The organism is Microbulbifer sp. TYP-18 (assembly GCF_040932045.1).
In the GTDB taxonomy this organism is placed as follows: domain Bacteria; phylum Pseudomonadota; class Gammaproteobacteria; order Pseudomonadales; family Cellvibrionaceae; genus Microbulbifer.
In genome coordinates this window covers 40358-65515 of the sequence record NZ_JBFRBC010000003.1, presented here as the reverse complement: position 1 = coordinate 65515, position 25158 = coordinate 40358, and the positions used below count along the sequence as shown (strand labels likewise).

28 protein-coding genes and 5 tRNA genes are annotated in these 25158 nt (G+C 57.1%); 7 read left to right on the top strand and 26 right to left on the bottom strand.

Annotation, left to right across the window (positions count from 1 at the left end):
• Nucleotides 1-862 precede the first annotated feature (862 nt).
• The 7 genes from ABVT36_RS04715 to ABVT36_RS04685 form a co-directional block, all read right to left on the bottom strand.
• On the bottom strand, nucleotides 863-1549 hold the full coding sequence (locus ABVT36_RS04715; protein WP_368455505.1) for a DUF2779 domain-containing protein: 687 nt from the start codon (nucleotides 1547-1549) through the stop codon (nucleotides 863-865).
• Entirely contained in the window at nucleotides 1492-2274 is a 783-nt protein-coding gene (locus ABVT36_RS04710) for a hypothetical protein (RefSeq protein ID WP_368455504.1), read from the bottom strand. The genes ABVT36_RS04715 and ABVT36_RS04710 overlap by 58 nt, the downstream gene beginning before the upstream one ends.
• A 49-nt stretch (nucleotides 2275-2323) precedes the next feature.
• Nucleotides 2324-2671, bottom strand: coding sequence for a hypothetical protein (locus ABVT36_RS04705; protein WP_368455503.1), 348 nt, complete (start codon nucleotides 2669-2671; stop codon nucleotides 2324-2326).
• A gap of 136 nt (nucleotides 2672-2807) precedes the next feature.
• The gene (locus ABVT36_RS04700) at nucleotides 2808-5048 is read right to left on the bottom strand and encodes an AAA family ATPase (protein WP_368455501.1); all 2241 of its coding nucleotides are present in this window, start codon (nucleotides 5046-5048) and stop codon (nucleotides 2808-2810) included.
• Between the two features lie 161 nt (nucleotides 5049-5209).
• Entirely contained in the window at nucleotides 5210-5398 is a 189-nt protein-coding gene (locus ABVT36_RS04695; protein WP_368455500.1) for an integrase arm-type DNA-binding domain-containing protein, read from the bottom strand.
• 165 nt (nucleotides 5399-5563) lie between these two features.
• Nucleotides 5564-5651: transfer RNA gene (locus tag ABVT36_RS04690), tRNA-Ser, on the bottom strand.
• A gap of 224 nt (nucleotides 5652-5875) precedes the next feature.
• On the bottom strand, nucleotides 5876-6442 hold the full coding sequence (locus ABVT36_RS04685; RefSeq protein WP_368455499.1) for a nitroreductase family protein: 567 nt from the start codon (nucleotides 6440-6442) through the stop codon (nucleotides 5876-5878).
• 396 nt (nucleotides 6443-6838) lie between these two features.
• Between ABVT36_RS04685 and ABVT36_RS04680 the strand changes: the two genes are divergently transcribed.
• Nucleotides 6839-8236: an adenylate/guanylate cyclase domain-containing protein gene (locus ABVT36_RS04680; protein ID WP_368455498.1), complete on the top strand. Its 1398-nt coding sequence runs from the start codon at nucleotides 6839-6841 to the stop codon at nucleotides 8234-8236.
• Nucleotides 8237-8332: 96 nt separating this feature from the next.
• Here ABVT36_RS04680 and queF read toward each other — a convergent pair whose 3' ends face one another.
• The 9 genes from queF to msrB all read right to left on the bottom strand — a co-directional run bounded on the left by queF (nucleotide 8333) and on the right by msrB (nucleotide 13277).
• A complete protein-coding gene (gene queF, locus ABVT36_RS04675) occupies nucleotides 8333-9163 on the bottom strand; it encodes an NADPH-dependent 7-cyano-7-deazaguanine reductase QueF (protein ID WP_368455497.1) in 831 nt (276 codons plus the stop codon).
• A gap of 11 nt (nucleotides 9164-9174) precedes the next feature.
• Nucleotides 9175-9948: an ABC transporter permease gene (locus tag ABVT36_RS04670; RefSeq protein WP_367150906.1), complete on the bottom strand. Its 774-nt coding sequence runs from the start codon at nucleotides 9946-9948 to the stop codon at nucleotides 9175-9177.
• Between the two features lie 4 nt (nucleotides 9949-9952).
• Nucleotides 9953-10879, bottom strand: a complete 927-nt coding sequence (locus ABVT36_RS04665; protein ID WP_367150905.1) for an ABC transporter ATP-binding protein — start codon at nucleotides 10877-10879, stop codon at nucleotides 9953-9955.
• A gap of 590 nt (nucleotides 10880-11469) precedes the next feature.
• A tRNA-Gly gene (locus tag ABVT36_RS04660) sits at nucleotides 11470-11545 on the bottom strand.
• Between the two features lie 40 nt (nucleotides 11546-11585).
• A tRNA-Glu gene (locus ABVT36_RS04655) sits at nucleotides 11586-11661 on the bottom strand.
• A gap of 107 nt (nucleotides 11662-11768) precedes the next feature.
• A tRNA-Gly gene (locus ABVT36_RS04650) sits at nucleotides 11769-11844 on the bottom strand.
• Nucleotides 11845-11846: 2 nt separating this feature from the next.
• Nucleotides 11847-11922 (bottom strand) — tRNA-Glu (locus ABVT36_RS04645).
• A gap of 198 nt (nucleotides 11923-12120) precedes the next feature.
• Entirely contained in the window at nucleotides 12121-12873 is a 753-nt protein-coding gene (locus ABVT36_RS04640; RefSeq protein ID WP_368455496.1) for a DUF1499 domain-containing protein, read from the bottom strand.
• Nucleotides 12870-13277 (bottom strand): peptide-methionine (R)-S-oxide reductase MsrB, encoded by a 408-nt coding sequence (gene msrB / locus ABVT36_RS04635; protein WP_368455495.1) that lies wholly within the window; start codon nucleotides 13275-13277, stop codon nucleotides 12870-12872. Before msrB ends, ABVT36_RS04640 begins: the two co-directional genes overlap by 4 nt.
• Before the next feature lie 83 nt (nucleotides 13278-13360).
• Here msrB and ABVT36_RS04630 point away from each other — a divergent pair, with 83 nt between their 5' ends.
• Nucleotides 13361-14575 (top strand): pyridoxal phosphate-dependent aminotransferase, encoded by a 1215-nt coding sequence (locus ABVT36_RS04630; RefSeq protein WP_368455493.1) that lies wholly within the window; start codon nucleotides 13361-13363, stop codon nucleotides 14573-14575.
• A gap of 20 nt (nucleotides 14576-14595) precedes the next feature.
• A complete protein-coding gene (locus ABVT36_RS04625; RefSeq protein ID WP_368455492.1) occupies nucleotides 14596-14994 on the top strand; it encodes a hypothetical protein in 399 nt (132 codons plus the stop codon).
• 63 nt (nucleotides 14995-15057) lie between these two features.
• Here ABVT36_RS04625 and ABVT36_RS04620 read toward each other — a convergent pair whose 3' ends face one another.
• From ABVT36_RS04620 to ABVT36_RS04600, 5 genes are read right to left on the bottom strand one after another with little or no spacing between them, the layout of a single operon-like run.
• Nucleotides 15058-16008, bottom strand: coding sequence for a class I SAM-dependent methyltransferase (locus tag ABVT36_RS04620; protein ID WP_368455491.1), 951 nt, complete (start codon nucleotides 16006-16008; stop codon nucleotides 15058-15060).
• On the bottom strand, nucleotides 16008-17144 hold the full coding sequence (locus ABVT36_RS04615) for an ATP-NAD kinase family protein (protein ID WP_368455489.1): 1137 nt from the start codon (nucleotides 17142-17144) through the stop codon (nucleotides 16008-16010). The genes ABVT36_RS04620 and ABVT36_RS04615 overlap by 1 nt, the downstream gene beginning before the upstream one ends.
• Complete coding sequence (locus ABVT36_RS04610; RefSeq protein ID WP_368455488.1) at nucleotides 17131-18276, bottom strand: 4-phosphoerythronate dehydrogenase; 1146 nt, start codon at nucleotides 18274-18276, stop codon at nucleotides 17131-17133. The genes ABVT36_RS04615 and ABVT36_RS04610 overlap by 14 nt, the downstream gene beginning before the upstream one ends.
• On the bottom strand, nucleotides 18273-19178 hold the full coding sequence (locus tag ABVT36_RS04605; RefSeq protein WP_368455487.1) for a 5'-3' exonuclease H3TH domain-containing protein: 906 nt from the start codon (nucleotides 19176-19178) through the stop codon (nucleotides 18273-18275). The genes ABVT36_RS04610 and ABVT36_RS04605 overlap by 4 nt, the downstream gene beginning before the upstream one ends.
• Nucleotides 19175-19756, bottom strand: coding sequence for an elongation factor P hydroxylase (locus ABVT36_RS04600; RefSeq protein ID WP_368455486.1), 582 nt, complete (start codon nucleotides 19754-19756; stop codon nucleotides 19175-19177). The genes ABVT36_RS04605 and ABVT36_RS04600 overlap by 4 nt, the downstream gene beginning before the upstream one ends.
• Before the next feature lie 227 nt (nucleotides 19757-19983).
• Here ABVT36_RS04600 and ABVT36_RS04595 point away from each other — a divergent pair, with 227 nt between their 5' ends.
• The gene (locus tag ABVT36_RS04595; RefSeq protein ID WP_368455485.1) at nucleotides 19984-20670 is read left to right on the top strand and encodes a hypothetical protein; all 687 of its coding nucleotides are present in this window, start codon (nucleotides 19984-19986) and stop codon (nucleotides 20668-20670) included.
• A gap of 101 nt (nucleotides 20671-20771) precedes the next feature.
• Here the strand turns inward: ABVT36_RS04595 and tusA are convergent, their stop codons facing one another.
• Entirely contained in the window at nucleotides 20772-21011 is a 240-nt protein-coding gene (gene tusA, locus ABVT36_RS04590) for a sulfurtransferase TusA (RefSeq protein ID WP_367150920.1), read from the bottom strand.
• A gap of 176 nt (nucleotides 21012-21187) precedes the next feature.
• Between tusA and ABVT36_RS04585 the strand changes: the two genes are divergently transcribed.
• Entirely contained in the window at nucleotides 21188-21481 is a 294-nt protein-coding gene (locus ABVT36_RS04585; protein WP_368455484.1) for an antibiotic biosynthesis monooxygenase, read from the top strand.
• Between the two features lie 2 nt (nucleotides 21482-21483).
• On the opposite strand, the gene ABVT36_RS04580 is transcribed toward ABVT36_RS04585, so the two are convergent.
• The 4 genes from ABVT36_RS04580 to ABVT36_RS04565 all read right to left on the bottom strand — a co-directional run bounded on the left by ABVT36_RS04580 (nucleotide 21484) and on the right by ABVT36_RS04565 (nucleotide 23860).
• Nucleotides 21484-22167 (bottom strand): alpha/beta family hydrolase, encoded by a 684-nt coding sequence (locus tag ABVT36_RS04580; protein WP_368455483.1) that lies wholly within the window; start codon nucleotides 22165-22167, stop codon nucleotides 21484-21486.
• Between the two features lie 42 nt (nucleotides 22168-22209).
• Entirely contained in the window at nucleotides 22210-22431 is a 222-nt protein-coding gene (locus tag ABVT36_RS04575) for a YheU family protein (protein WP_368455482.1), read from the bottom strand.
• A gap of 209 nt (nucleotides 22432-22640) precedes the next feature.
• Entirely contained in the window at nucleotides 22641-23459 is an 819-nt protein-coding gene (locus ABVT36_RS04570; RefSeq protein ID WP_368455481.1) for a class I SAM-dependent methyltransferase, read from the bottom strand.
• A 98-nt stretch (nucleotides 23460-23557) separates the two neighbouring features.
• Nucleotides 23558-23860 carry an MTH1187 family thiamine-binding protein gene (locus tag ABVT36_RS04565; RefSeq protein ID WP_368455480.1) on the bottom strand — a complete coding sequence of 101 codons (303 nt, stop codon included), beginning with the start codon at nucleotides 23858-23860 and terminating at the stop codon, nucleotides 23558-23560.
• 191 nt (nucleotides 23861-24051) lie between these two features.
• Here ABVT36_RS04565 and ABVT36_RS04560 point away from each other — a divergent pair, with 191 nt between their 5' ends.
• Together ABVT36_RS04560 and trmL are read left to right on the top strand one after the other, a co-directional pair.
• Complete coding sequence (locus ABVT36_RS04560; RefSeq protein ID WP_368455479.1) at nucleotides 24052-24588, top strand: glycine cleavage system protein R; 537 nt, start codon at nucleotides 24052-24054, stop codon at nucleotides 24586-24588.
• Nucleotides 24589-24692: 104 nt separating this feature from the next.
• Nucleotides 24693-25157: a tRNA (uridine(34)/cytosine(34)/5-carboxymethylaminomethyluridine(34)-2'-O)-methyltransferase TrmL gene (trmL, locus tag ABVT36_RS04555; RefSeq protein WP_368455714.1), complete on the top strand. Its 465-nt coding sequence runs from the start codon at nucleotides 24693-24695 to the stop codon at nucleotides 25155-25157.
• Nucleotide 25158: the final 1 nt, after the last annotated feature.

Below are 25158 nucleotides of genomic sequence, written 5' to 3'. Positions count from 1 at the left end.
TAACCCTCCACGAACTCGGCCACCGGGCCTAGGCGCCCTTGTGAGAGAGGGTCCAGGCGGCATTGAAATCGCTTCCAGCGCCTTAGTCACTCATGGTCCTATTCCGCTTTACCGCACCCCAGGATAGTACGCGCTTGATTTAGGCTGATAAGTTGGCCATTCATATTCCGAAGCGCTCAGGCGTTGATGTAGAAGAGTGCCTACTTGCTGACCTGGGTTCTATTGTGCGGTTCGCCCCGTTGGTCAAATTCTGTCATTAGCAGGCTGTTGAAAAAGGAGTTTTCATGGGCCTGCAGTCCCCCAACAGGGGTGTTCGGGTCGCAAATCAAGCATGTAACTGCTTGATTTGTCGTGGAGGGTTTGCGGACATGTGCCGCAAACCCCTGTTGAGAAAAGCCAGGGAGGGCTTTTTCGGCGATGTGTTAGGTAGAGAAGGAGTGCGGTCCATTCTTTAAATCGTGCGGCGGGTGCATAGGCGTCCATGCCTCAGTTGTAGGCCAGTGGATCGGTTTGGCGCAGCCTTGCAGCCACACTTTGGACCGAGCCTTTTTCACAGGTATCCATGATACGGCCACTGCTGCTCGCTATTCAGTTTGGTGAAAATGTGAGAAACGAACCACAGTGCCGCTAACAGCCAAGTGGGGGACCAAATGGGAGACTAAGGAACTAAATTTCTTATAAGTCAGGAAATTATATTAAGAGGGAGGAAGTAGAACAGAATCTATAAGCCATTGATAATTATACGTTTTATAAAAGTAGTTATATTCCGGTGTTCCTTACAGTGTTCCTAAACTACAAATTCACCGCTTATCCTCCATCAATTCGATGTAAGTGGGCAGTTTGGAATGCGACCAATGCCTGACTAACTGGTCAATCCGACCAGAAAGCGGTAGATTTCAACCATAGCAAACGTGTCGCGTTCGCAATATTTCAGTAGGTCATTCGCGATTTTCTCTGCCTCCTCAGGCTTCGCATTGACCATTTGTTGCCAGGCTTCCATTGCTGAAGCTCCGTCCTGAACTTCGAGTTCCTTGTAATCGAGATGAGGGCAAACAACAGGCAGCACTTTTTTAATCGACGTAGAACCGTCAAACCGGGCATCAACGTAATCGGACTTGAAGATGTCTTCCAGATCCACCATTCGGTCGTTGAGGTCGTTTAGAAAAGCTGCTTTTTCTGGATAACGCTCGGCAAGCTCTCGATTGCGCGATTGCTCAAACGACCTATGCCAGGAAACGATACTGCCGTTGGGGTCGATGTCTTCCTGCATCTGCTCGACCAAGCGATCAGGTAATCGGGCCTCACGCTCCAGGTACTCTTTGTGATCTAACGATCCGTTGCTATCTAAGGTATGCAACGAATACTGTACGGGAAAGTGTTGATGTGGGCTGGTGCCGTCAAGCAGTGGCACGGCGGAGGAAAAAGTTTCATAGTCGAAAAAATAAAGCGGGAATGTTAGATCAGATAGAAAATTACTGATAGCCGCTTTATCTACCAGAGGCCCACCGACTTTAGCCGAGTCAACAACAAGACGCTGATTGTCCGACAACGAGTAATCCTCAGGAACGTCCTGGAGCTCGACAACACCCATTGACCTAAGCTCGCGTATTTTATTCGCCCGCAACCTCGGCAAACTATAGACGGTGTGGGAACATCAGTATTAAATACCGAGAAGGTATCACATTGGTTTGCACGCGTTTTCTCAGCGCATGAGCAACCGGCCATATCATGATCGGCCTCAAGAAATGCGAGTGCGGCATCGATCTCTGAACTGGTCTCTGCCACTATCTCATTGACGGCTTCGGTAATGTCGGCGAAGACAAGCATATCGCCAGGGTCGATATCACCATCTCGAATGTAGTCACCATTCACATGAATCAGAAATACGCGGTCAATTTTCTGACCTGCGCGGTCGGCACAAATCTTCTGGAAGCAAGCGTCCTTAAGGTGGTTATGCTTGCTATCAGTCTTAACGCTGGTTGATGACTTTATCTCATAAAGAGCGGTGGTTCCATCGCCCATATTTTCAAATGCGTCTAAACGGGCATACAAGCCTTCGTCAGTCGTGAATTCCGTTTGGAAACTTATATTGCGGCCATCGGCATTCTCAAAGAATTGACGTACATACAGCTCAACCTCGTAGCCTTCACGAACAAGCTTCTGCATGAAGGTAGAAAATTCACCATGAGGAAAATAATCCGGGTCTTTCTTCAGAAGCCAGAGGGATTTTGAGCAGTTTAAAAATTGGATGAAATCGGTTTTGGTGAGCTGCATAATGCTTAAAGAAGGTTTTACTCCAACAGGTTATTGCAATCAAACTTGTTCAGAGAATTATCCGATCTCGAAAATCGCTCACCCTAGAATCTTCCAAAATTGCTTCGCGCAAATGAAGGATGTGGGCATTCACATGCTTCCGGTAGGAGGCATATTCGCCAACGAGTTCATGCGGAATGATAACGGCATCGATGATTGAATATTTTTCATCAAAAACTACGGCTGCGAGCAAGTCGAAGTCATTTTCACCCAGATTACGAATGGCGCTCAACTGCCGTGACTGATTTTCAGGAGTGACACGACGCCCCTTGATTTGATATCGAATTCCATCGGCATCTGTGGCATCGTAGCCAGCAGCCGAGTTCGTGGCTAGTTCTAAATCCAGTGCTTTCGCCACCAACCATTCAGTGTAGTCACCCAGGGGTTGTTTTTTGTCCTGACAACGCCACGAGCTTTCAGTTCATCAATAACTGACGCCTGGAGTTGTAAGAGCTCCTTCTCGGTCAAATCCGACAATCTCTTATCCCTCATGATCAATCCTCAATGGCGGTCTTCAGTCCTTCATAGTGAGCATTATCTTTATGCTCCAAAGAATCCATCACCTTCTTCACAATTCCCTTTGCGGAAGCTATGAATTCACTATGTTCGACAGCCTGCTTAAGACTCTGCAAGTGAGAGGCATCGTCAGCAAACTTCGCCACTTCCGTACGCTCTGCCTCAACATCAAATAACAAATCAAGCTTGTCCGACCATCTTCCAGCTACTGGTTTCCTGAAACCTAGGTACGTTTCTAGGAATTTCCTCAACACTGTTGGAGATGTGTAGGCTTCATGCAGTGTAGTATCATTCGAAACCACCAGTTGATGAAGCAGTGAAAACAGGAACTGATATTCAGACTTGAATTTCCTCAACGCCTTCGGCATTTCGATCAGTTCTGCAAATGGCTCTCCCTGGTCGTCATGCGCGCGTTGAGCCAGAAAACCAGCGAAACCCGCCTTGAAATTTCTCTTGTTGTTGAGAGTTTCGTCTTTCAGCAGGTTAAGAAATTCATAGTTGTGTGTTGAAACGAATAGCTGTTTGCACTGGCCCTTTAGTCTGTCAATTATCAGGGCATAAACCGCATAGATGTGATTTGAATCCAGGCTAGATATTGGATCATCCACAAAGACCAGAGTGTTGCCCAGTTCGTTACCACCATCTTCCAGAGTTAAGAGAAAGTACGAGAAAGCAATAGCCGTTCGCTCACCATCACTCAAGTTGACTGCTTGCTCTGTACCACGTCTAAATTCAAATTCAGCTTCGCTAAGCTGCACTGCACTGATATTGCTGCCCGTTAACAGTATCGCAATAAGCTCATTGAGCCTTGCCACCGCTACCGAATGCTCCTTAATCTCATCTTCTTTTTCTTCAATCTGGGCATTAATGGCCGTTCGAGTTGCAGCCGCTCTGGATTGATTAGCTTTGATCCCAGCATACTTTCTCTCTTCGTCGGCGATGTTGTTGTCAAGATAGAATCGGGCGGCAGAATGCTTTTTCAGCTTGCTGTTGGCATCCTGTTTTGTAGCTTCCATGTCACCGATCTTCTCGTTGTGAATCTTTAGTAGATCATCAATCTCTTTATGCTTGTCGATATACTTATATACAGTGACACTCGCAAGAGCGTCAGAAACTGCTTGAGGTAGTTCCTGTTCAGACTCAATACTCGAAACCTTACCTTCCAGTGCATCGATTAACAGCGGGGTAAGCCTATTGGCACTTTTAATAAAAGCTGAAATTGGAGATATAACCTCAGAGTACTCTTCGCGTACCGAATGAATGAGCTGTCCACTATCAGGCAATACAGCCTTGATTTCCATCGTTCGTAATGCGGCGGTCTTGTCCTGCACAGCCTTAACAAGCGCCTCGTATTCTATCGAAAAATGTCCTTGCAACTGCTCGAAGCGTTCATCCTCAATCCTGTTGCCACAAAAAGCGCACTCATCCCCTGGTGAGTGAAGGTTGCGACCAGTTCTAACCCAAGCTTCAAGGTTAGCATCATCTTTCAGCCTTTCGATTGCATTGTTTGAAGCTGTTTGGCCGATCAAGTTACCGACTTCTTCAACTAATGCTGGGAGATCAATATTGGGAATCGTGAAGCTGTTCTGTTCTCCGAACTCATCGCTGCTGCTTGCAGTGGCTTTTAACGCATCAAATTCAGCTTCACTGAGAAGATGATCATCTAGAGAACCCTTAATCTGTTCAAGTATTCTATCCAGGTCAGGACGCCTAAATGTTCGCTCTGATACCAGCTCTCCGATGCTACGTGCAGCATCACGCTTTAAACCATCATTGACTCGGTGTTCCCAAGCAGTTTTCTCTCCTGCGTATTTTGTAACAGCCCTAGCTACGCTGCCCCTTCTGGCTTCTAGTGTGGAAATTCGATCACGAATCTTGGCTGCATCGTCACCGACAATAAAAACCGCTGGGGCATTATGTTCTTGCCGAAAATTCCGCTCGATAAAATCTCGGTTGAAGACTTTGCAATTCTGAGGGTCGGTGACGTTTGCAGAACGAAGGGTGTTATCTTCACTATCCAGCACTTCAAATGTGCCATCAAGCTGAGGAATCAGTTCCGGCTTTCCCAGACCATCGAAAATACGTGAAAGGGTTGTTTTCCCGCTGTAATTCCAGCCATAGACGAGATTGAAATCTGCGAATTCGGGAAGATTGTCATTCCAGGAAAAATCCTTGAATATGCCGAGGCCTGTTATTTTTTGAATCTTCTTAATTCTCATATGGATTCCGTTCCCCGGAGCATTTTCTTTTCGCTATTCCGATGCTTCAGTCAGCTTGGCAGATTCAAAGTTGTACCGGTAGGAACTTATCGTTCCGTCGACAATTTTCTCAACCACTTCATTAATAACGAACAACGGCACTAAGAACCATTCTTGAGGGATTAAACACCAAAGCCGATGTTAACCCGCTGCTTGGTATGGGGCTTGTAGTAGTTGAACAGCCACAGTTTTGAGCCGTTAGGTTTAATCCGGAGCTTTAAACCGTCACCATCAACAAGGTTGTATTCCTTGTCTTTTGGCTTGGCCTGTTTGATCTCTGTATTTGTCAGCGGTTTTGCTTGTTTGGCCATTTTGGGAACACCAGGGTTGGAGGTGCCGAAGCGGTGTTCCCAACAGTGTTCCTAAAACGGCTGGATTTTACAAGTCTTTTGTCAACGGCTATAGAACAAAAAAAGCCGCAAACCCTTATGGTTAGCGGCCTTTTGGATGGTCCCGGACTTTACCGGACAATTAGATGGCGGTGAGGGAGGGATTCGAACCCTCGATGCCTTTCGACATACACACTTTCCAGGCGTGCTCCTTCGACCACTCGGACACCTCACCCATATTGATTGCCGCTGCCGGCTCGTACACCTGTCCAGCCTTGGCCGGATTCCGGGTCCTCTCGCGAGGAGCCAGTCGATGTCTAATGCAGCTGCTTGTCACCGGGTAAAATTACCTTGCCAATCAGCAACATAGCCCTGCCCAGCGAGGGCGCACTCTACACAAACAGAAGCCGCGGCGCAAGCCCGGACGGCGATAAAGGACAGCGCCAGGGGCGGCCGGGATCAGCGAGGGTCCCAGTGGCTGAAAAAGTCGCCCACCTCCAGAGCCGGCGCCCTGCGGGGAGGCTTCTGCGGGGTTCCACAGTAGATAAAGCCATCGATTCGCTCGTTCTCCGCCAGGTTCAGTCCCGCGGTGACCAGGGGACTGGAGGCCAGCGCCCCGGTACGCCAGTAGGCGCCGACGCCCTGGGCAAAGGCGGCGGTGAGCATGGCCTGCACCGCGCCGGCAGTGGACATATGCTGCTCCCGGTGGGGAACCTTGGGGTGTTCACACAGACGGGTAATCGCCACCAGGATCAATGGCGCCCGCAGCGGCATGGCCAGAATTCTCCCCTGCTGCTGCTCTGTCAGCGGTTCCTCACTCGCCTGAGTGCTGGCCTGCAACAGTATCTCACCGAGCCGCTCCCTGGCCGTGCCCTCTACCAGCATAAAACGCCAGGGGCGCAGATTAGCGTGGTCGGCAGCCCGCAGGGCGGCGCGAAAGATGTTGTGCCGCTGTTCCTCTGACGGGCCCGGCTCGGTCAGCAGGCCAATGGAAACACGGTCATGCAAAGCGGTCAGGGCATCCATCAATTTCTCCCAACTGTGATTCGTTGGCGGATTCTAACAGGTTGTTGAGAAAGCCCTCCCTGGCTTTTCTCAGCCCGTCTTTGCAGCGCAGTTCCGCAAGCCCTCCCCTTCAAATCAGGCAGCTACACGCTTCATTTGCGACCGGAACACCCCTGTTGGGGAAGCGGGCCCATGAAAACTCCTTTTTCAACAGCCCGCTAACAAACCGACCTCCGCCGATGACTCCCGGGCTCAAGTCATCCAAAGACAATACAGGCTTCACATAATTCGGTACGGGGCGTTACACTTACCCACTGCCGGGTGCAGCGACCAGAGACCCGGCGACGGATCGGATGACCTGTGAGGCCAGTACCGGCAAACAGCACACTATCTGCACAACCGGATAAATAACAATCAATGCAGGACGACCAGCCTGGGGAAGTTCGCGGGCGCAACGATCACTCTCGCTACCCCATCTATTTCCGCTCCCTGATCTGCTTTGCCGCAGCCGGGACCCTGATCAATACCGTCAATTGGTCGATGCCCTGGGACGCGGACAAACTGCTCACCCTGGGCACAGCCGCGGTGTTGCTGATCTATATCTTCGTGGCCTACCGCCTCTCCGTGCGCCGCACCGAGGAGAGCCATGCGAAGATGCAGCGCTGGCTCTCATTCTGCGACGCCACACTTATCGGCGTCGCCATTGCGCTGGCCAACTTCACGCTGTTGCCCACCCTGCTGTTCATCACCATGGTGCAGTTCAACGCCCTGACCATGGGCGGCGGGCGCAGCTGGTTTGAGCACAATACAGGTCTGTTGCTGGGTGTCGGGGCCGGTTACCTGATTCACCGGCCGGCGCTGGTGGTGAATGCGGACCTGACTATCAGTGCCGCCAGCCTGATTGGCGTGTTTACCTATTTCTGCGCTTACGCATTTCGCAACTACAAACAGATGGCCGAACTGAAAAGGGTGAACCTGGAGCTGGCGGAGGAGCACCGGGTGGGGAAGTTGCGCACCTATAAACTGTCCAAATACCTGCCGCAACGCCTGTGGCGGGCAGTCACCACGGGACAAGAGAACCAGCTTGTCACGGAACGCAAGCTGCTGACGGTTTTCTTTTCCGACATCAAGGATTTCAGCCAGCTGAGCGAAGAGCTGGAAGCGGAGACTCTGACCGATCTGCTCAACAGCTATCTGTCAGAGATGGCCCGCATCGCAGGTCAGTATGGCGGCACCATCGATAAGTTTATCGGGGATGCGGTGATGGTGGTGTTCGGCGACGACCAGAGCAAAGGCGGCAAGTCCGATGCGTTGCGCTGTGTCGCCATGGCCCTGGCCATGCGCAAGCGCGTCAGTGAAATGAAGCAGGAATGGTACAGCAAAGGTATCTCCCGTCCTCTTCAGGTTCGGATCGGGATCAATACCGGCTATTGCACTGTGGGGATTTTCGGTACGGCCAACCACCAGTCTTATACGGTGATGGGCACTCACGTCAATCTGGCCGCGCGCCTGGAAGGTGCGGCTGACCCGGGTGAAATCCTGATCAGCCACGAGACCTGGGCACTGACCAAACACTCGGTGATGTGCCGGGACAAAGGTTTTATCAACGTAAAAGGCTTCAGCAATCCGGTAAAGGTGTATCAGGTCGCCGACTTGCGCAAAAACCTCGGTGGACAGCAGAGCTATGTGGAGGATCACGCCCCCGGATTCTCCATGCATATGGACCTGGACAAGATCCGCAACTATGACAAGGACAAGGTGGTCCAGTCCCTGGAAAAAGCCCTCAAGACCCTCAAAAGCAAAGTCATTATCTGATCCGGTTTCCGCTGCTCACGGATGTGCCGGAAAAACAGCGCAGCCACCAATTCCCACCTTTTCGATAGAGCAAGGACTTCCGCAGCGGGGGCCGGCCTATTGGCGTCCGTAACGCGGCGGCAGTTGCGCATCCGGTAGCGTACTGCGCAGGGGGTTGATGTCCAAACCACCGCGACGGGTGTAGCGTGCGCAGACGGTCAGATGGTCAAATTCCGCCAGTCCCTGCAGGTCACAGAAAATCCTCTCTACACAGTGTTCGTGAAAGTCCTGGTGGTCGCGGAACGAGACGATATAGGCGAGGAGGCTTTCGCGTTGCAACGCCGGCCCCCTGTAGCTGATACTGACAGTCGCCCAGTCGGGTTGCCCGGTAACCGGACAATTGCTGCGCAGCAGGTGGCTGTATAGGGTTTCTTCCACTTCCCCGCGCGACTGCTCAAGCTTCAACAGGGCCGCATCCGGTTGGTATCGACGGGTTTCGATATCCAGCGTATCCAGGCAACAACCCCGGGGCTGATGCACGGCCAGTGTGGCGTCCTCAACGCCGAACAGGGCCACACCCACGTCGGCGCCGCAGGCAGTACTCAGATCCCTTACCAATATGTCCTGCACCACCCGGGCAGAGTCGAACTGGGTCTGGTTGAAGGAGTTGAGGTACAGCTTGAAGGACTTGGACTCCACCATCGACGGGCTCTCGGCCGGAAAAGTGAAACGTCCCACGGCCACTTGGGGCAGCCCCTTGGGATTCAGCCAGGAAAGCTCGAAGCCCCACCATTCGTCCACACCAAAAAACGGCAGCTCATCATCGCGGACCCGCAAAAGTGCGCGGGAAACCTGCCTCTCCAATGGGCACAACAGCTGCGGATTGTAGCTGGCCTCGTAGCTGGTTTCCCTGCCCAGCGGCAGCTTTTGCCAGTCATCTCTGTCCATAACGCTAACCGTCAGTTGCGCAACCGCCTGCCGTGACGCATCAGGTGCAATCCCCAGGCGAATACGCCGGCGATACACGCCGACACACCGGCAAACGCCCAGGCCACATTGATGTCAGAAACGCCCAGTACACCGTAGCGAAAGGCATTCACCATATACAAAACCGGATTGAGTTTGGATAGCCCCTGCCAAAAGGGCGACAGCATGTCGATAGAGTAAAACACACCACCGAGATAGGTCAGGGGCGTCAGCACAAATGTCGGAATAATCGAAATATCATCAAAACTGTTGGCAAACATCGCATTGATAAACCCCGCCAGGGAAAACAATATCGCTGCCAGGAAGACAATCGCGATGGTCAGGCCCAGGTGCTGCACCTGGAGGTTGGTAAAGGAAAGCGCTATCAGGGTGACGACACAACCCACTATCAGGCCCCGCGAAACACCGCCGAGCACATAGCCCGCCATGATCACCCAGTTGGGCGTGGGCGAGACCAGTAACTCCTCCACGTTGCGCTGAAATTTTGCGCTGTAAAACGAGGAGGCGACATTGGAGTAGGAATTGGTGATCACCGCCATCATGATCAGCCCCGGTACCACGAATTCCATATAACTGAAGCCACCCATCTCGCCGATGCGCCTGCCGATCAGCGAGCCAAAGATGACAAAATACAAGGACATGGTAATCACCGGCGGCACCAGCGTCTGCGGCCAGATACGCATAAACCGGCGCACTTCGCGGCGCAGAATAGTGCAAAAGGAAGTCCAGATAGCCAGAGTCCGCATGGTCCTATTCCCCCGTCCTATCTTCCGCCAGCAGCGAAACAAACAGTTCCTCCAGGCGGTTGGCCCGGTTGCGCATACTGACCACCGCCACACCCTGCTCTCCCAGGCGGGTAAACAGGTCGTTCAGGGACTGCCCTTTCGCCACTGTCACCTCGAGACAGTGCTCATCCTTCAACCAGCCCTCGAAGCCCCCCAGGTCCGGACAGGTGGGCATGGCATCGCGGATATCCAGAATAAAGGTCTCCCGGCTCAGGGTCTTCAACAGCGACTTGATGGAGGTATTCTCGACAATGTCCCCCCGGTCGATGATGGCGATATTTCGGCAGAGGCTCTCCGCCTCTTCCAGATAGTGGGTGGTGAGGATAATGGTAGTGCCCCCGGCGTTGATCTCCTGCAGGAAAGCCCACATGGAGCGGCGCAACTCGATATCCACACCGGCGGTGGGTTCGTCCAGGATCAACAGCTTGGGTTCATGGATCAGCGCCCGGGCAATCATCAGCCGGCGCTTCATGCCCCCGGACAACATACGTGCCTGGGTATCACGCTTTTCCCACAGGCCCAGTTGCTGCAGGTATTTTTTTGTGCGCTCCTGCGCCAGTTTACGGGACATACCGTAAAAGCCGCCCTGGGTACAGACGATGTCGAAGACTTTCTCGAACTGGCTGAAATTGAATTCCTGCGGCACCACGCCCAGCAGCTGCTTGGCGCGAGCGAAATCCCGGTCGATATCGACGCCGAAAATGGCGACGCTGCCGGCGGTCTTGCGCACCAGGGAACAGATAATCCCAATGGTGGTGGATTTACCGGCACCATTGGGTCCCAGTAGGGCAAAGAAGTCTCCGGGTTTTACCTCGAAACTGATTCCATTCAGCGCCCTGAAGCCATTGTCGTATGTTTTCTCGAGATTGCTGATGGAAAGCGCCGCGGTCATTACCACCTCCTGGGAACGGGGGCGCCTATTCAACGCGCTTATGTCGATGATTGCAAGCGGACCAGCGCAAGCCACCGCGCCCTTGTACGTCGGCCACGCTAGCCGTCTCGAACACTGGCTGTATACCCCCACCGGCAGGTCCACCGCCAAGCAACGGTTGACCTGAGTCAACTCAACGCAGCAGCTTAGCCCAGGGCATATTGTTAGGGCCTGTTCACACTAACGGAGTTGGCCCTGTTGTGACAGAAAAGGTGCCAATCGAGGCAAGAGGAGCGCGGTTTGGTTGTTCCAAATGAGCGACGAGCAACGAAGAGTGGCGCCTTTTCCGACACAACCCGAAGGGCTGCTCCTGGTTTCGCGCCCTGCGGTGTTAGAAATTGCTTATGTGGACCCACCACACTGCGCAATTCCTGCCTTGCAGGCCACAAAACCAGTGGCAGCAGGGCTATCTCAGTTAGTGTGAACAGGCCCTCAGGTAGTGACTATTAACCCGGCAAGGCACCAGGGGGAAGCGGTGGGCATGCTTGCGCGGGGACTGCGCCAGTTCAACGAGCAATAAAAAAGCCGCTGACTTGAGCGGCTTTTTTATCTGGAGCGGGAAACCGGGTTCGAACCGGCGACCTCAACCTTGGCAAGGTTGCGCTCTACCAACTGAGCTATTCCCGCAGTTTGAGCCGGCCCGGCAGCAGCGCTGCCGGGCCCTGTTTGGCATCCCCAAGGGGAGTCGAACCCCTGTTACCGCCGTGAAAGGGCGGTGTCCTAGGCCTCTAGACGATGGGGACAAAAACTAGCATCCCGACCTTCGCCGAGAGCTGCCACATAGTTCAGGTACAACTGCGAACAGTACCTTCCTGGACCCGGTGACATTGGGAACCGCTTTGTCATCAATTGGAGCGGGAAACCGGATTCGAACCGGCGACCTCAACCTTGGCAAGGTTGCGCTCTACCAACTGAGCTATTCCCGCAGTGGCGTCCCCTAGGGGAGTCGAACCCCTGTTACCGCCGTGAAAGGGCGGTGTCCTAGGCCTCTAGACGAAGGGGACCCAGATTCACTTCATCGGCATTGCCTGGCGCCTTATGGCTTCACTCTGCGTCAGAAGTGGGGCGCATTCTATGTAGCACCCAGGGGGCTGTCAACACCTAGCCGAAAACTTTTTTGGTGCTTTTTCCTTTTATAGTCAGGCACTTACCAGTTTCCCAGAACTGCCATAAAACCCGTGGAAACGAGGGGGTCACAGGGATTATTGCCGCTCCGCAACCTGTTCCTCCAGTTCCCGCAGAAAAGTGCGGATACGCTGGGCATTGGCGCCCAGGTCGCTGACACCAACCCGGGAACTGGAGCGCACATCCACCCGGGAGCCCTCACCGGATGGCGTGACCCGCACCACTACGTCGTCCCTGAATCCCAACAGCAGGGTCCGGTCGACAGCTTCCAGGTGTCCCCGCTCCGGGTCCTCGGCCACAATCCGCCAGCCCAGTTCAGCGGCCACCTCCGCCGCCAGTTCCGTGACCCTCGCCACCGGCAGGTCCACCTGCAAGGGCAGCATGTCCGCATAGATATCCGCTCCCCGCTGGGCTTCGGCCAATGCCTCGCCGCCGTAGGCCGCACTGTTGTCACCCTCCCTGCGCAGGGTCAACACTTCCTCATACTGCGGCGGATTGTGCAAATCCGTACTGATATCGTGAATGGGGGGGACATCGAAGTTGTCCTTCCCCACTGTCAGCAGCGGTAGCGCCACCGGCAGCAGGCCCAGCAATACGCCCCATATCGCCGCGCGGCGGCTGTCGGCGTGACGTTTCACCATTCCCCAGACAAATACCAGCAGACTGATCAATGCCACCGCCAGAGCCGCCACACCGGCGTATTTGAACACTTGAAAAACCACCCGGAAGCCCAGCAGGTCCAGGCGCAACGCGAGACCTGCCAGGACGATGACGGTCAACAGCAACAGCTGTACCCGCACCAGCCAGCGGCTCCAGTGAGCGTGTTTCATTGGCCGCCCTCCTCTCCTTCCGCTTCCAGCCTGACCGAGAGCGAATTGACGCAGTAGCGCAGCCCCGTGTCCGTAGGCCCATCCGGAAACACATGGCCCAGGTGGCCGCCGCAGTTTGCGCAGACAATCTCCGTGCGCTGCATGCCGAGACTGTTGTCCGCGCGCTCCGCCACAACCCCGCTCTGGGCCTCGGCGTCGAAGCTGGGCCAGCCACAGCCGGACTCGAACTTGGCATCCGAGTGGAACAGCGTCTGGCCACAGCCCCGGCAGCGGTAGACACCGTCGGCGAAGCAGTCCCAGTATTCACCGCTGAAGGGCCGCTCGGTGCCCGCCTCACGCAGAACATGAAATTCTTCCGGCGTCAGCCTGTCGCGCCAGTAGTTATCGTCTTTCTCTTTTGACATACTCTGTCCTCTTTATCGCCTCTCTGTAGGAGCGGCTAACCGGCGCACCCACAGTATTCCGCCCCGAGGGTTACACTCATACCATGAAGGACATTCTTAAATCGGACAAGCTCCACGGCGTCTGCTACGAGATTCGCGGCCCCGTTATGGAGCAGGCGCAGCGCATGGAAGAGGAAGGCCACCGTATCCTCAAACTGAACATTGGCAATCCGTCACCCTTCGGTTTCAATGCCCCGGATGAAATCATCCAGGACGTGATCCACAATCTCGCCCATGCACAGGGCTATGTCGAGTCCAAGGGCCTGTTCGCCGCGCGCAAGGCCATTATGCAGGAATGCCAGAACCTGGGCATCGCGGATGTGGATATAGATGACATCTACCTGGGTAACGGCGTATCCGAAATGATCTCCATGGCCACCCAGGCGCTGCTGAATGCCGGTGATGAGCTGCTGCTGCCGATGCCCAATTACCCCCTGTGGATGGCGGCCACCAACCTGACCGGAGCGACACCGGTACTCTACCGGTGCGACGAACAGGCCGAATGGCTGCCGGATATCGCCGATATCAAATCCAAGATCACCCCGCGCACGCGGGGCATAGTGGTCATCAACCCCAACAATCCCACCGGTGCAGTCTACCCGGAGGCGCTGCTGAGGGAAATCGTAGCCCTGGCCCGCGCCCACAACCTGGTTATTTTCGCCGATGAGATCTACAGCAAAATACTCTACGACGATGCCCAGTTCACCCCCATCGCCCGCCTCGCTGAGGATGTGCTGTGCCTGAGCTTCAACGGCCTGTCCAAATCCTATCGGCTGGCCGGTTTCCGCTCCGGCTGGATGGTGGTGAGCGGAGCCAAGCAGCGAGCCAAGGGGTTTATCCAAGGAATGGATATCCTCGCCTCCATGCGGCTGTGCGGCAATGTACCGGCTATGTTTGCGGTGCAAACCGCTCTGGGGGGCTACCAGAGCATCAACGATCTGGTGCTGCCGGGCGGCCGCTTGCGGCAGCAGCGCAATCTGGCCTACCGGATGTTGAACGAGATTCCCGGCGTCAGTTGTGTCAAACCCCGGGGGGCGATATATCTGTTTCCCCGCCTGCATCTGGACCATCACCGGATCAAGAGTGACGAGCACCTGGTGCTGGAGTTCCTGCGCCAGGAAAAGATTCTGCTGGTTCAGGGCAGTGCCTTTCACTGGGACGCGCCTGATCACCTGCGTATCGTTTTTCTTCCCCGCGCCGAAGATCTTTCCGAAGCTATTTTGCGTTTGGGGCAGTTTCTAGAAAGCTATTCCGCCTGAAGGCCGGACAGTGATCGCCAATGCTGAATGATTTGCACATCAACGATTTTTTTCGCGATGCCGGCGGAATCCTGTTGACATTGTTCAACCAGTTTCCCGTACCCGCAACGGTGTATGTAGAGGATATTGCCGGTCCCGACCAAGCCGACGAGTTCGGCCTCCACTCGCCCCGCCACCTGGCCTGTCTGGGCGCCATAACCTGGCTGCAGCAGAGCGGTTATATTCAGTTTGCACAGCTGGTGCGCCAGGAGGCGGTGGAAGAGGCGGTATTGAGCCACCGGGGCTTTTTGCTGCTGGTGGCTCTGGATGACAGCGGTCTGAGCAACGCCGAACTGCTGGCCCGCGCCGTCCGCGACGGCTCCTCGCCACAATTGCAGGAACTGATGCAACAGCTGATGCTGAGGTTCAGCAAGCTGTGAGGCCTTAGGGTTATTTTTTAACCGGCCATTCAACAGAGAAGGGCTTGTCGAGTGGCTTACCGCTTAATAATGACGAAAACTGACGTGTAGCATTTTCAAGGCCGCATCCTCATCCCGGTCGGGAAAATCGGGGTTCTGCGGCAGGCGGGTCACTATCCGATAGCGCTTGTCGGCCTGTTCGATCAAATCGCGAAACTGCGCCTCACTGTGGCGCGGAGAGTTCAGCACCACCAGCAGCTCCGCCTCCGGCGCCAGGCTGTCGGGCAGCAGCCGCAGCAAATGATCGTAATTCTCGTTCACATCGAAGCGCCCTTTCTGCCGTGTGGGTGGGTCCACCACTGCCAGCTGAAAGGGGCCACGCCGGTCGAAGCGATTGAACTGCCGCAAGGCATCCAGCTGCAGAAACTTGATACCCTTTAGCGGCAGCTTGTTATAGAGGTGGTTTTCGCGGCCGCGGTTGAGCACTCCGGGGTTCACATCCACATTCACGATACCCAGTTCACCGACCGCCCGCGCCACCACCGAAAAGGCACAGGTAAAGGCGAACAGGTTCAGCAGTTTCAGCTCTCCGTTGCCGGCCCGCACCTGCTCCTCCAGCCAGCGCCGGCCCGGTTCTATATCGAGAAAGAAACCCACATTTTGCCGTGCAAAAGTCAGCGGGAAACGCAATTCACCGCGGCGCGCCACGGGTGTCGCCAGTGGCCGCCCGCAGACCCACTCAACCGGCGCCCCCGGTCGATAACGGCGCTGCACGGCGACGCCGGTATAGCCGTGTCCAGCGACCATTTCCCACAGCGCCTCACACAGTTCACTCTCGTTCGCGTAGGGTTCGAACAGAGTCACCAGCAGTACGGGGAAAAAACTGTCCAAGCAAACCTGTTCCAACCCGGCAAAACAGCGCCCGCGGCCGTGGAACAGGCGCCGGCTGTCAGGTACCGATAGAGGTGCAGAATTGGTTGTGGATTCAACCAGTTTACCCGCCGCCTGCTCCAGCAGTTGCGTCCAGTCCGTCACTATAAATCACCATTGCTGAGCGGATAGAGAATCGCATCGCGATAGCCGGTGATCACCCGGATAAATCCGCTCCATTGCTCATCCAGCTGCGGGTCACCACTGTCCACCAGCAGGGGGCGGCCCTGAAGTCCGGTAACTTTGGTTTTAGTGGCCACCACTGTGACATTGTCGCGTCCCAGGGCGCGCAGTACCTCCGGGGAAAACTGCTGGTTACCGCGGCCGATCAGGTGCCCCTGACCACCGATCGCCGTGACTATGAGGCGCGCCGGCCCCCGGTGGCTGGCCAGTGCCGCCTGGATCCTCTTCGCACTCACATCGCGGGCGATCAGCTGGCCATCACAGAGCAGATCCACCCCCAGCAGGGTTCCCTCCAGGCCCAGTTCATTGAGAATTGCCAGAGTGGTGGAGCCCGGCCCCACCAGATACAGTGTGCCCGGCTCCAGTCCCTCCACCACCTCCGCGGCGATATCCGCCACCGCCAGCTCCTCCACCTCCCGCCCGGCGTTTTTCACCGCCTGCAGGAAATGGCCCTCCTCCGGCACCAGCAACTCGCCGTAATAGCGGGTACTCACCCGGCCCTCGCGGAAGGCGCCCTCATCGATATCCCGCACCTCCCGCTCGTGCAGATCGACGAGTCTGCCGGCCAGTAACCGCCGCAATACCTCACCGGCCGCCGTTGGCGAAATGGCAAAACACGCTGAATGCATTTTTACTCCGGCGGGAATTCCCAGTACGGGGAAATCGTCGCCGAGGGCGTTAACCATATTGCGCGCAGTACCATCGCCGCCCACAAACACGATCAAATCCGCCCCGGCGGCACGGATCTCCCGCGCCGCTCGCTCCGTATCCGCGGCAGTGGAGGGTTGCGACGCAGCGCAACCCACGACGCGGACAGCCAGTCCACTGTCCCGCGCCACGCTCTCTCCCATATCGCCGCCGAAACACAGGATTTCCACGCGCTCCACATTTTCCCGAAGCGCAGCCAGCGTCACCGCCGCGCGCGCATTCGCCCGCGGCTCCACGCCCTCTGCCAGCGCCCGCGCCACAGTGTCGGCGCCATCGCTGCCTTTTAGCCCCGCAGGCCCGCCCACGCCGGCCCAGGGATTGACGACAAGTCCGAGTTTACTCAGCTTCATACAACCCCAGAGCTGCCAGTTGCGCCCGCTGGGCCTTATCCAGCCGGGCATCGTCAATGCAGTAGTGGTGGAACTCGTGCCGCTGCGGGTATTCCCGCCGCAGCAGGTCAAACGCCTGTGCCATCGGCAGCGCCCCCCTGGCCGCCTGACGCAGCCGGGTGTCGTCACTGCGCGGATCGTAAATCTGCAACAGCAGGTCAGCCAGTTGCCCGAAGCCGCCCTTTTCGGCACCGGGCCCGACTGCGATAGTATGGGCCTGCCCCTCTTCGCTGGTGGCCTGCCCCGAGTTGCCCTCGCCGAGCAGGGCCAGCCCCATTGCCGCGCGAATCATACGTGTACCGGCCAGTTTGCCATCGAGACTGTAGCCGGCGATGTGTGGCGTGCCTATATCCACCAGCTCCAGCAGCGCCGTGTTTATGGCGGGCTCACCCTCCCAGACATCCAGCACCGTAGTCACACGGCCACCACCGCGTAAAAAGCCCAGCAACGCACTGTTGTCCACCACCGCACCCCGCCCGGCACTGATCAGTACCGCCCCGTCCGGAAGACTGGCCAGTTGCCGCTCTCCCAGCAGGTGCCGGCTGGGGTGCGGCCCCCCAGTTACCAGCGGCGCATGCAGGCACACCACATCCTGTCGCAGCACCCGCTCCAGTGGGGTCGAGTCCGGGTTGTCCGGCAACCAGGGATCATAGACTGCGCACTGGACACCCAGCCGATGCAGGCGGCGCTGCAGGAGTCCGCCCACATTGCCGCACCCGACGATTCCAAAGCGGCGCTCGCGCCAGTCGCACCCGAGAGCCGCCAGCGCGCAAAACACATATTCCACCACTGAGTTGGCGTTGGCGCCCGGCGCGGCGCTCCAGGCAATGCCGTTGCGTTCCAGCCAGTCGGTATCCAGGTGATCGGTGCCTATGGTGCAACTGCCCACAAACTTCACCGGTGTACCCTGCAATAATTGCTCGTCCACCCGCGTCACTGAACGCACCAGCAGTACGTCGGCCTGGGCCAGCTGTGCGCGGCACAGAGGGCGGCCAGGCAGCCGCTGAATGCTGCCCAGCCCACCAAAATAGTGCTCCAGGGCAGGAATATTTTCATCAGCGACAATGTTCAGCTGTGGTGCGGAGCGGGTCACGCCAATTCTCCGGTTGTCTCGGTCAGGGTCCGTTGGATTTTAGCCTTGAGGCCACCAATACCGAATTCCCCCGCCAGGGCCACCGCCAGATTCACGTCGGCGCCGCGCCACTTGATACCCTGGGGTTCCAGCGACAGTGGCACTGACTCTTCCAGCGACGCCAGCCGCTTGGCCAGTAGCACCTGATCGCTGTGATCGTGCAATCTGCGGGCAATGCCCCTGGCACCGCGCAGGGGCAGCTCCGCTACCCGCTCCAGTGCCGACAGCAGAATTTCGACACTGGCGAATTCGCCCAACAGGGCGGCCGCCGTTTTGGCGCCTACCCCCGGCACCCCGGGAATATCGTCACTGCTGTCTCCCACCAGGGCGAGAAAATCCGCGATCTGGCCCGGAAGTACCCCAAACCTGGCCTGTATCGCCGCCCTATCCAGGTGTCGGTTAGCGGCAAAATCCCACAGGGAAGCCGCCCCCCGGTCCAGCAGTTGTCCCAGATCCTTGTCGCGGCTGATAACAATGGGGTGATAGCGCCGGTAGCGGCGCGTCAGCGTCGCGAGAATATCGTCTGCCTCGTAGAGCTCGCTGGCGAAACAGGCAATTCCCAGTGCCGCGGCCATCTCCCGGCAGGCCTGGAGCTGATAGGCCAGTGCCTCGTCCGGCAGAGCCCGGCTGCACTTGTAAAGTGGATAGAGCTGGTTGCGAAAGCAACTGCCAAGGGATTCATCGAAAGCGCAGGCTATACGCCGGGGTCGGCGCCCCAGCAGATCCAGCAGGAAATTGCTGAAGCCGTAGACAGCTTCGGTGGCGTAGCCATCGCGGCTGACCCAGTTGGACGGCAGGGCAAAATAATAGCGGAAGATATAGACGGACGCGTCTACCAGGTAACTGGGGCGATCCTCACTCACAGCAGCTCCGTCAACCGGTATTGGCCGCCCTGCAGCGGGTCAGGGCGGTGGAAAGCGCGGGCCAAAGCGTATGCGAACTGCTCCGCGCGCCCATTGCCCCCCTGGCGGCAGTAGGACTGGACCTGATGCCAGAGGGCTTGCCGGAAAGACCGACTCGGGCCAAGACCGGATGCCAGGTTATCGGCACTGGCGCGAAACCCTGCACCGCAGGCGCGGGCAAAGATCCACTCCAGTGCCTGGGGTTTCACCTCCACCTGCTCGAACAAAGCCTGTTGCTCCCCGGAGCGGCCATCCGGCTGGTACCAGTAGCCATAGTCCGGCAGCTGGCGGCGGCGGGCGCCCGCCACGCACCAGTGGGCGGCCTCGTGCCGGGCGCTGGCCGGGTAATCCCGCGTGAACTCGATCCTGTGATAGCTGCACCCCGCCCCCGCCGGGCGATAAAAAGGCTCGGCGGCGCCGCCGCACAAGCGCGTATTGAAACAGTCTGGCGCGGCAAAGCAGCGATCGAACACCGCCGCTATGCGATCCGCCGTGGTCAACTGGTTCCACCCGCGGCTGGTATTGAGCTGGACTGACACTGCGACCCCGCACTGACTGCAAGGCGCGGACTATATCAATGTGCCCGGCCACTGCAAAGCGACGAGGAGAAAACTGCAATCACTGGTTGTATTTCCATATATCAGCATATACCTTTAGACACAGGGATGCCGGTATAGGGCCATGCCCTAGCGCCGGTTCCCCGAGGAGGGGAATAAGTCGTCCAACCCCCTCCTGCACCACAACCGGCCCTGCAAGGAGGTGCTCTATGACCGACCACAGCTACCGCAACGTGGTTGACCTCTTCACCGGCGAGCCGATCGAAACTTCTGCGAACAGGCGGGTTATTCGCCTGGCGCCGGAGCTTGATGGCTTGGAAATGCTCTACTCAAACAGCTCAAACGGTTCGGATCTCTACACTCTGAAAATTCTCTGCTGGGGACTCAAAGCCAACGGCGACGTCGTCGGCCTTGTGCCCTGGTTGAACTCCATCGTGGCCTGTCCGGAAATCAAGGACCCTTTGGACGGGCGTTTCGAGGGCTACTTCGACCCAGGCATCGAGGAGATTTTTCACGAAGCCCCCATTCACAAAATCGTCGAATTGGAAACTGCGGCGGAATATTTCGAGTTCGAGAAAGGCAAGGCCGAAGAAGTGATGCAGGAGATTCCCGACACCATAGGTACCCACGCGGTGTTTATGGACGAGCAACGGGAAAATCTCACCCTGACCGAAGTGGTCAGCTGGCGGCTGTACGGCAGTGGCGAGATTCACGGCATGCTGATCAATCACGACACAGTGGAAACCACCCCCGTATTGCCGGGAGATCACTGTCTATACCCGGCACAGGGGACCACCGACTTCCACTATTTCTTTCAACACCATATCGCCAACAAGATCAAATCCGAAGACCCTGAAGCACTGGCGGCAATTGCGGCGCTGGTCACCTCACCCTGAGTCCCGTAACACCGGCAATCCAATCGATAATCATTCCTCGATTGGATTGCCACTTTTGAAAAGCTGGGGGACCACGCGGAGTTGACCTTCGCAGCAGCGACTCAGGCGTCGGGCCCCGCCTTTTTAATCCAGTAGATGAACTCGTCATCCTCCTCCAGATGCTGCACCAGCTCGTAACCGAGGAACTGGCAAAATTTGGCAACGTCCCGCTGGGTTGAGGGGTCGGTGGCGCGCATCTGCAATACTTCCCCCGCGCCCAGCTTGCGCACGGCGGCGTGGAGCATCATCACGGGTTCGGGACACAGCAGACCCCGGGTGTCGAGGGTATGGTCAAACTTCATCGGTGTATTTTCGATGATTTGAATACCGCCGTCACCCGCCTTCACAGGATCGTTTGCCGCCTGTCGGACATATCGACAACCACAGCGGCCTAAACGGGGAAGCTGGCGGCCAATTTGCCTACATGCCCAGAGTGGAGCCGCGCTAGAATCCACTCAAAGACTGTGCGGGACCAACCATGATCTACGTGTTGATTGAGCGGGAAATCACTTCGGAAATGGGCAGCACCTATGAGGACGCCGCGCACAAGCTGCTCACCAATGCCTATCGCACCGTGGGGTTCGTCGACGGTCAGACCTTTACCGACAAGGACAATCACCTGCGGCGCTTCACCCTGCCCCAATGGCAGTCGGATCTGCACTGGCAGCACTGGTACACCAGCGAGGAGCGACGCGCCCAGATGGCAGCGCTACAACCCATGCTGTGCAGGGAAGAGCGCATCACCATACTGGAGCTGGCCGGGGCCTGTTGACACTAAGTGACCGGCGTCACCGACAGCATAAACCCGGCCGCTGCCTCAACTGCCGTCTGCCAGTGCTCCCCCTGGGAGAATCCACTGGCGATCCGCGGCCGGAAATCGTGGTCTCCATCCTCCAGCCACCGAAAACCCAGGGCTGCACTCAGGTCGTAACCGGCCACCTCTCCCCTGCTACCCAGGGGATCGCGGCTGCCCTGCAGGACCAGGGTGGGACAATTCAGTGCCCGCAAGTGTGCGGTACGCAACTGGTCCGGCTTGCCGCGGGGGTGGAACGGATACCCAAAACACACCAGTCCCGCAATCCGCTCCTCAGCGTACAGTTCGTCGGCCAGCAGACTGGCAACCCTGCCCCCCAGTGACTTGCCGCCTATCAGGAGTGGTATCCCTACTGCACTGGTATCCGCACGCTCCAAAACCCCGCGCAAACTGTCCAGCAACTGCGACATGGTATTCGGCGGGCGCTTGGGACCGCCGCTTCGCCGCGCGGCCATATAGGGAAACTCAAAGCGCCAGACCTCGACGCCTTGGGCACTGAGGCCGGCGCTGATCACCCGCATAAACTCACTGTCCATGGGCGCCCCGGCACCGTGGGCAAACAGGAAGCGAGCGCGCGCCACACACTGCGGCCGGTCGTACAGCAATACCTCGCCGTGCACGGCAGAGTTAGGGCCTGTTGACACTGGTCAGTCTCCGCTGAGGCAGTACTGATCTAATCAAAGGTTTCATAGACCATCAAGCTCCCGCGCCAGCACCAGATTGACGGACTCCTCGCCCGGCTCGAACCAGATCACCACCTCACCGGATTCCAACTGGCGGCGCAGGCTCGTCACCTTTTGGTCGAGACCGATCTCGCGCTCCCCATACTCGGTGCCCTCCCGGGTTGCATACTCCTCCAACAGGTTGCGCAGGGTATCGGGGGCCAGTTCAGTAAAAGGAATGATCATATTATGGAACCTGACAGATTGTTGAAAAAGCCTCCCCTGGCTTTCCTTAACCCGGGTTTGCGACCCATGTCCGTCCGCGTCAATCAAGCGGTTATACGCTTGATTGACGGCTTCAAGATCGTTGTTCGGAACAACAGACTGTTGAAAAACAATGACGGCCCCGGTTTTACCCCGGGCCGTCAGAAAGGCAAATCCCAGATGGGTTAACTTCAGTTTTCAGGCTTGCGGAAACGCAGCGTCATCCTGTCGCTCTCGCCGATCGCCAGATATTTGGCCTTGTCCTGGTCCTTCAGTCGCAGCGATGGCGGCAGCGTCCATACACCGCGCGGGTGGTCGGCGGTATCCTGGGGGTTGGCGTTGACCTCACTGGTGGCCTCCAGCTCAAAACCGGCTTTCTGGGCCAGCTTGATGACATAGTCCTGGGTCACATAACCACTCTCGATCATACCCTCCTGGCTGGTGCCCGGCTTCGCCCTGTGCTCCACCACACCGAGGATGCCGCCGGGCTTGAGCGCCTTGTAGAAAGATGCGAAGGCCTTGTCCGCATCGCCCTCGTGACGCATCCAGTTGTGCACATTGCGAAATGTCACCACCGCATCCGCGCTGCCTTGTGGCGCTATCTCGACGCCGGCCCGGGGATTGAATTCCGTCAGAACCACCTCGCTATAGCTACCCTCGTCCGCCGCCATTTTTTCCTTGAATGCCTTCAGGGAACGGCGGTAGTAATTGGACTCGCTTTGCGCAGGAAAATGCGCCGCATAGAGACGGCCGCCTTCCTTGAGGTAGGGGGCGAGAATTTCTGTATACCAGCCACCACCGGGAGTAATCTCCACCACCGTCATATCCGGTTTGATGCCCAGAAACTTCAGCGTTTCCTCCGGGTGGCGGTAGCGGTCCCGGGCCACATAGGCCTCTGTACGCTGCTTGCCGTCGATGACGGATTTGAGATCCTCAGCCTGTACTGCCCCGGCGTAGGCTATGGCGCTGACAACGCCGGCAAAGGCCGCCAGCCAATGTTTAGTCCTCATACACTCTCCTCTCTAGTTGTCGTTTTTAATCCAGCGGTCGAAAAACTCTGTTGCCTCCTGCCGGTGATACGTTCGGGCTGCGGGCGCTCACAGACAAGTTATTGGTCCAACTGTGCCCGGACGCTATCGAGCTTATCCTCTAGGGACTGCTCCCGGTCAGTTCTGGTTCCCAATTTCAGGCTGGTGGTAATGCGCGGCGCGCCCATTTCATGCACTCGCTCATGGCAGCGCTTGATCGCCGCCATCACCTGATCCCAGTCGCCTTCGATATTGGTACCATAGGCATGCATCCGGTGGCTTAGGCCCGCCTCGCGCAGGATACGCTGGCATTCGGCCACGTAGGTCCCCACCGAAACCCCCACGCCGATCGGAATGAGACACAGATCCGCATGCACCTTCATACCATTCTCCATCGCAAAGCGCTCGGTCAAACCGGCAGTGGATACCAAAAATGTAATTAATTACGCGTAGTTGTTGGCTGCTCTGCCGGCGCACAGACCCGCGGGATCATGAGAAACCGTTATCAATTGCGCCAGCAGTGACTACAATGCATCTCAGTGTAACCCCCATCTCCGCAGCAAAGGAATACTTCATGCAACAGCATCTCGTGATTTCCCTGATCAGCGATGACAAACCCGGCATAGTGGAAAAGCTTTCCGCTGCCGTGACTGACCATGGCGGCAACTGGGAAGACTGCCGCATGGCGCAATTTGCGGGGAAATTTGCCGGTATTCTCCGTGTGAGCGTCGCCAGCGAATCCTCTCAGGGCCTGAAGGATGCCCTCGGCGCACTGACAGACGAAGGCTACAAGCTGGTGATCGAGGATTCCCAAGCGGTACCCGCCAGCGCCATGCGCTCACTGCAGCTTCGGCTGGTGGGCAATGACCGCCCCGGTATCGTCAGAGAAGTCGCGCGCACCCTGGCCGCACGCCGGATCAACGTCGAGCAGCTCGACACCGCCTGTGACAGCACGCCCTGGAGTGGCGAACCCCTGTTCACCGCCCAGTGCAGAATCCGCGTCGCAAAGGATACGGACCTGGACGGCCTGCGCGACGAACTGGATGAAATCGCCGATGAGTTGGGAGTGGACATCGACTGTGACCTGGCCGCAGATGAACATACTGACTGAGTAGCGCAACTGTGGAATAATAGGCGCCCTGGCTAACCGGGTTCCATCCCCCGGTGCCGCTCCAAATTATGGCTCAGCGCCCCGCTTTGTACACTTCCCAGGCAATGTTCAAGATTGTTCTCTACCAACCGGAAATAGCCCCCAATACCGGCAACATCATCCGCCTGTGCGCCAACACCGGGGCCGGGCTGCACCTGATCGAACCGCTGGGTTTTGCCATGGACGACAAGCGCCTGCGGCGCGCCGGCCTGGACTACAGTGAGTACAGCCGGGTGGTGCGGCACCGGGACTGGCAGGCGTTCCTGGACTCGCAGCAGCCCGCCAGAATAGTGGCTCTCTCCACCAAAGGCAGCCGCAGCCACACCGATTTTCGCTTCCGGGGGGATGACGCCATCGTCTTCGGGCCTGAAACCCGGGGCCTGCCGGCGGAGTTTATCGCCCGCACCGGGCCGGCGCATACCCTGCGCATTCCCATGCGGCCGCACAGCCGCAGCATCAACCTGGCCAACGCCGCCGCAGTGGTGGTTTACGAAGCCTGGCGGCAGCTAGGCTTCCAGGGCGCCGGATAGC

Bases quoted from the DNA above. Each gene is read 5' to 3' on its own strand.
- tusA (WP_367150920.1), bottom strand. From the start codon at position 21,011: ATGAAGTTTGACCATACCCTCGACACCCGGGGTCTGCTGTGTCCCGAA.
- ABVT36_RS04670 (WP_367150906.1), bottom strand. From the start codon at position 9,948: ATGCGGACTCTGGCTATCTGGACTTCCTTTTGCACTATTCTGCGCCGC.
- ABVT36_RS04665 (WP_367150905.1), bottom strand. From the start codon at position 10,879: ATGACCGCGGCGCTTTCCATCAGCAATCTCGAGAAAACATACGACAAT.
- ABVT36_RS04685 (WP_368455499.1), bottom strand. From the start codon at position 6,442: ATGGATGCCCTGACCGCTTTGCATGACCGTGTTTCCATTGGCCTGCTG.
- queF (WP_368455497.1), bottom strand. From the start codon at position 9,163: ATGGACAGAGATGACTGGCAAAAGCTGCCGCTGGGCAGGGAAACCAGC.
- ABVT36_RS04570 (WP_368455481.1), bottom strand. From the start codon at position 23,459: ATGAGGACTAAACATTGGCTGGCGGCCTTTGCCGGCGTTGTCAGCGCC.
- msrB (WP_368455495.1), bottom strand. From the start codon at position 13,277: ATGTCAAAAGAGAAAGACGATAACTACTGGCGCGACAGGCTGACGCCG.
- ABVT36_RS04630 (WP_368455493.1), top strand. From the start codon at position 13,361: ATGAAGGACATTCTTAAATCGGACAAGCTCCACGGCGTCTGCTACGAG.
- ABVT36_RS04700 (WP_368455501.1), bottom strand. From the start codon at position 5,048: ATGAGAATTAAGAAGATTCAAAAAATAACAGGCCTCGGCATATTCAAG.
- ABVT36_RS04585 (WP_368455484.1), top strand. From the start codon at position 21,188: ATGATCTACGTGTTGATTGAGCGGGAAATCACTTCGGAAATGGGCAGC.
- ABVT36_RS04640 (WP_368455496.1), bottom strand. From the start codon at position 12,873: ATGAAACACGCTCACTGGAGCCGCTGGCTGGTGCGGGTACAGCTGTTG.
- ABVT36_RS04710 (WP_368455504.1), bottom strand. From the start codon at position 2,274: ATGCAGCTCACCAAAACCGATTTCATCCAATTTTTAAACTGCTCAAAA.
- trmL (WP_368455714.1), top strand. From the start codon at position 24,693: ATGTTCAAGATTGTTCTCTACCAACCGGAAATAGCCCCCAATACCGGC.
- ABVT36_RS04560 (WP_368455479.1), top strand. From the start codon at position 24,052: ATGCAACAGCATCTCGTGATTTCCCTGATCAGCGATGACAAACCCGGC.
- ABVT36_RS04625 (WP_368455492.1), top strand. From the start codon at position 14,596: ATGCTGAATGATTTGCACATCAACGATTTTTTTCGCGATGCCGGCGGA.
- ABVT36_RS04575 (WP_368455482.1), bottom strand. From the start codon at position 22,431: ATGATCATTCCTTTTACTGAACTGGCCCCCGATACCCTGCGCAACCTG.
- ABVT36_RS04595 (WP_368455485.1), top strand. From the start codon at position 19,984: ATGACCGACCACAGCTACCGCAACGTGGTTGACCTCTTCACCGGCGAG.
- ABVT36_RS04680 (WP_368455498.1), top strand. From the start codon at position 6,839: ATGCAGGACGACCAGCCTGGGGAAGTTCGCGGGCGCAACGATCACTCT.
- ABVT36_RS04695 (WP_368455500.1), bottom strand. From the start codon at position 5,398: ATGGCCAAACAAGCAAAACCGCTGACAAATACAGAGATCAAACAGGCC.
- ABVT36_RS04615 (WP_368455489.1), bottom strand. From the start codon at position 17,144: ATGAAGCTGAGTAAACTCGGACTTGTCGTCAATCCCTGGGCCGGCGTG.
- ABVT36_RS04565 (WP_368455480.1), bottom strand. From the start codon at position 23,860: ATGAAGGTGCATGCGGATCTGTGTCTCATTCCGATCGGCGTGGGGGTT.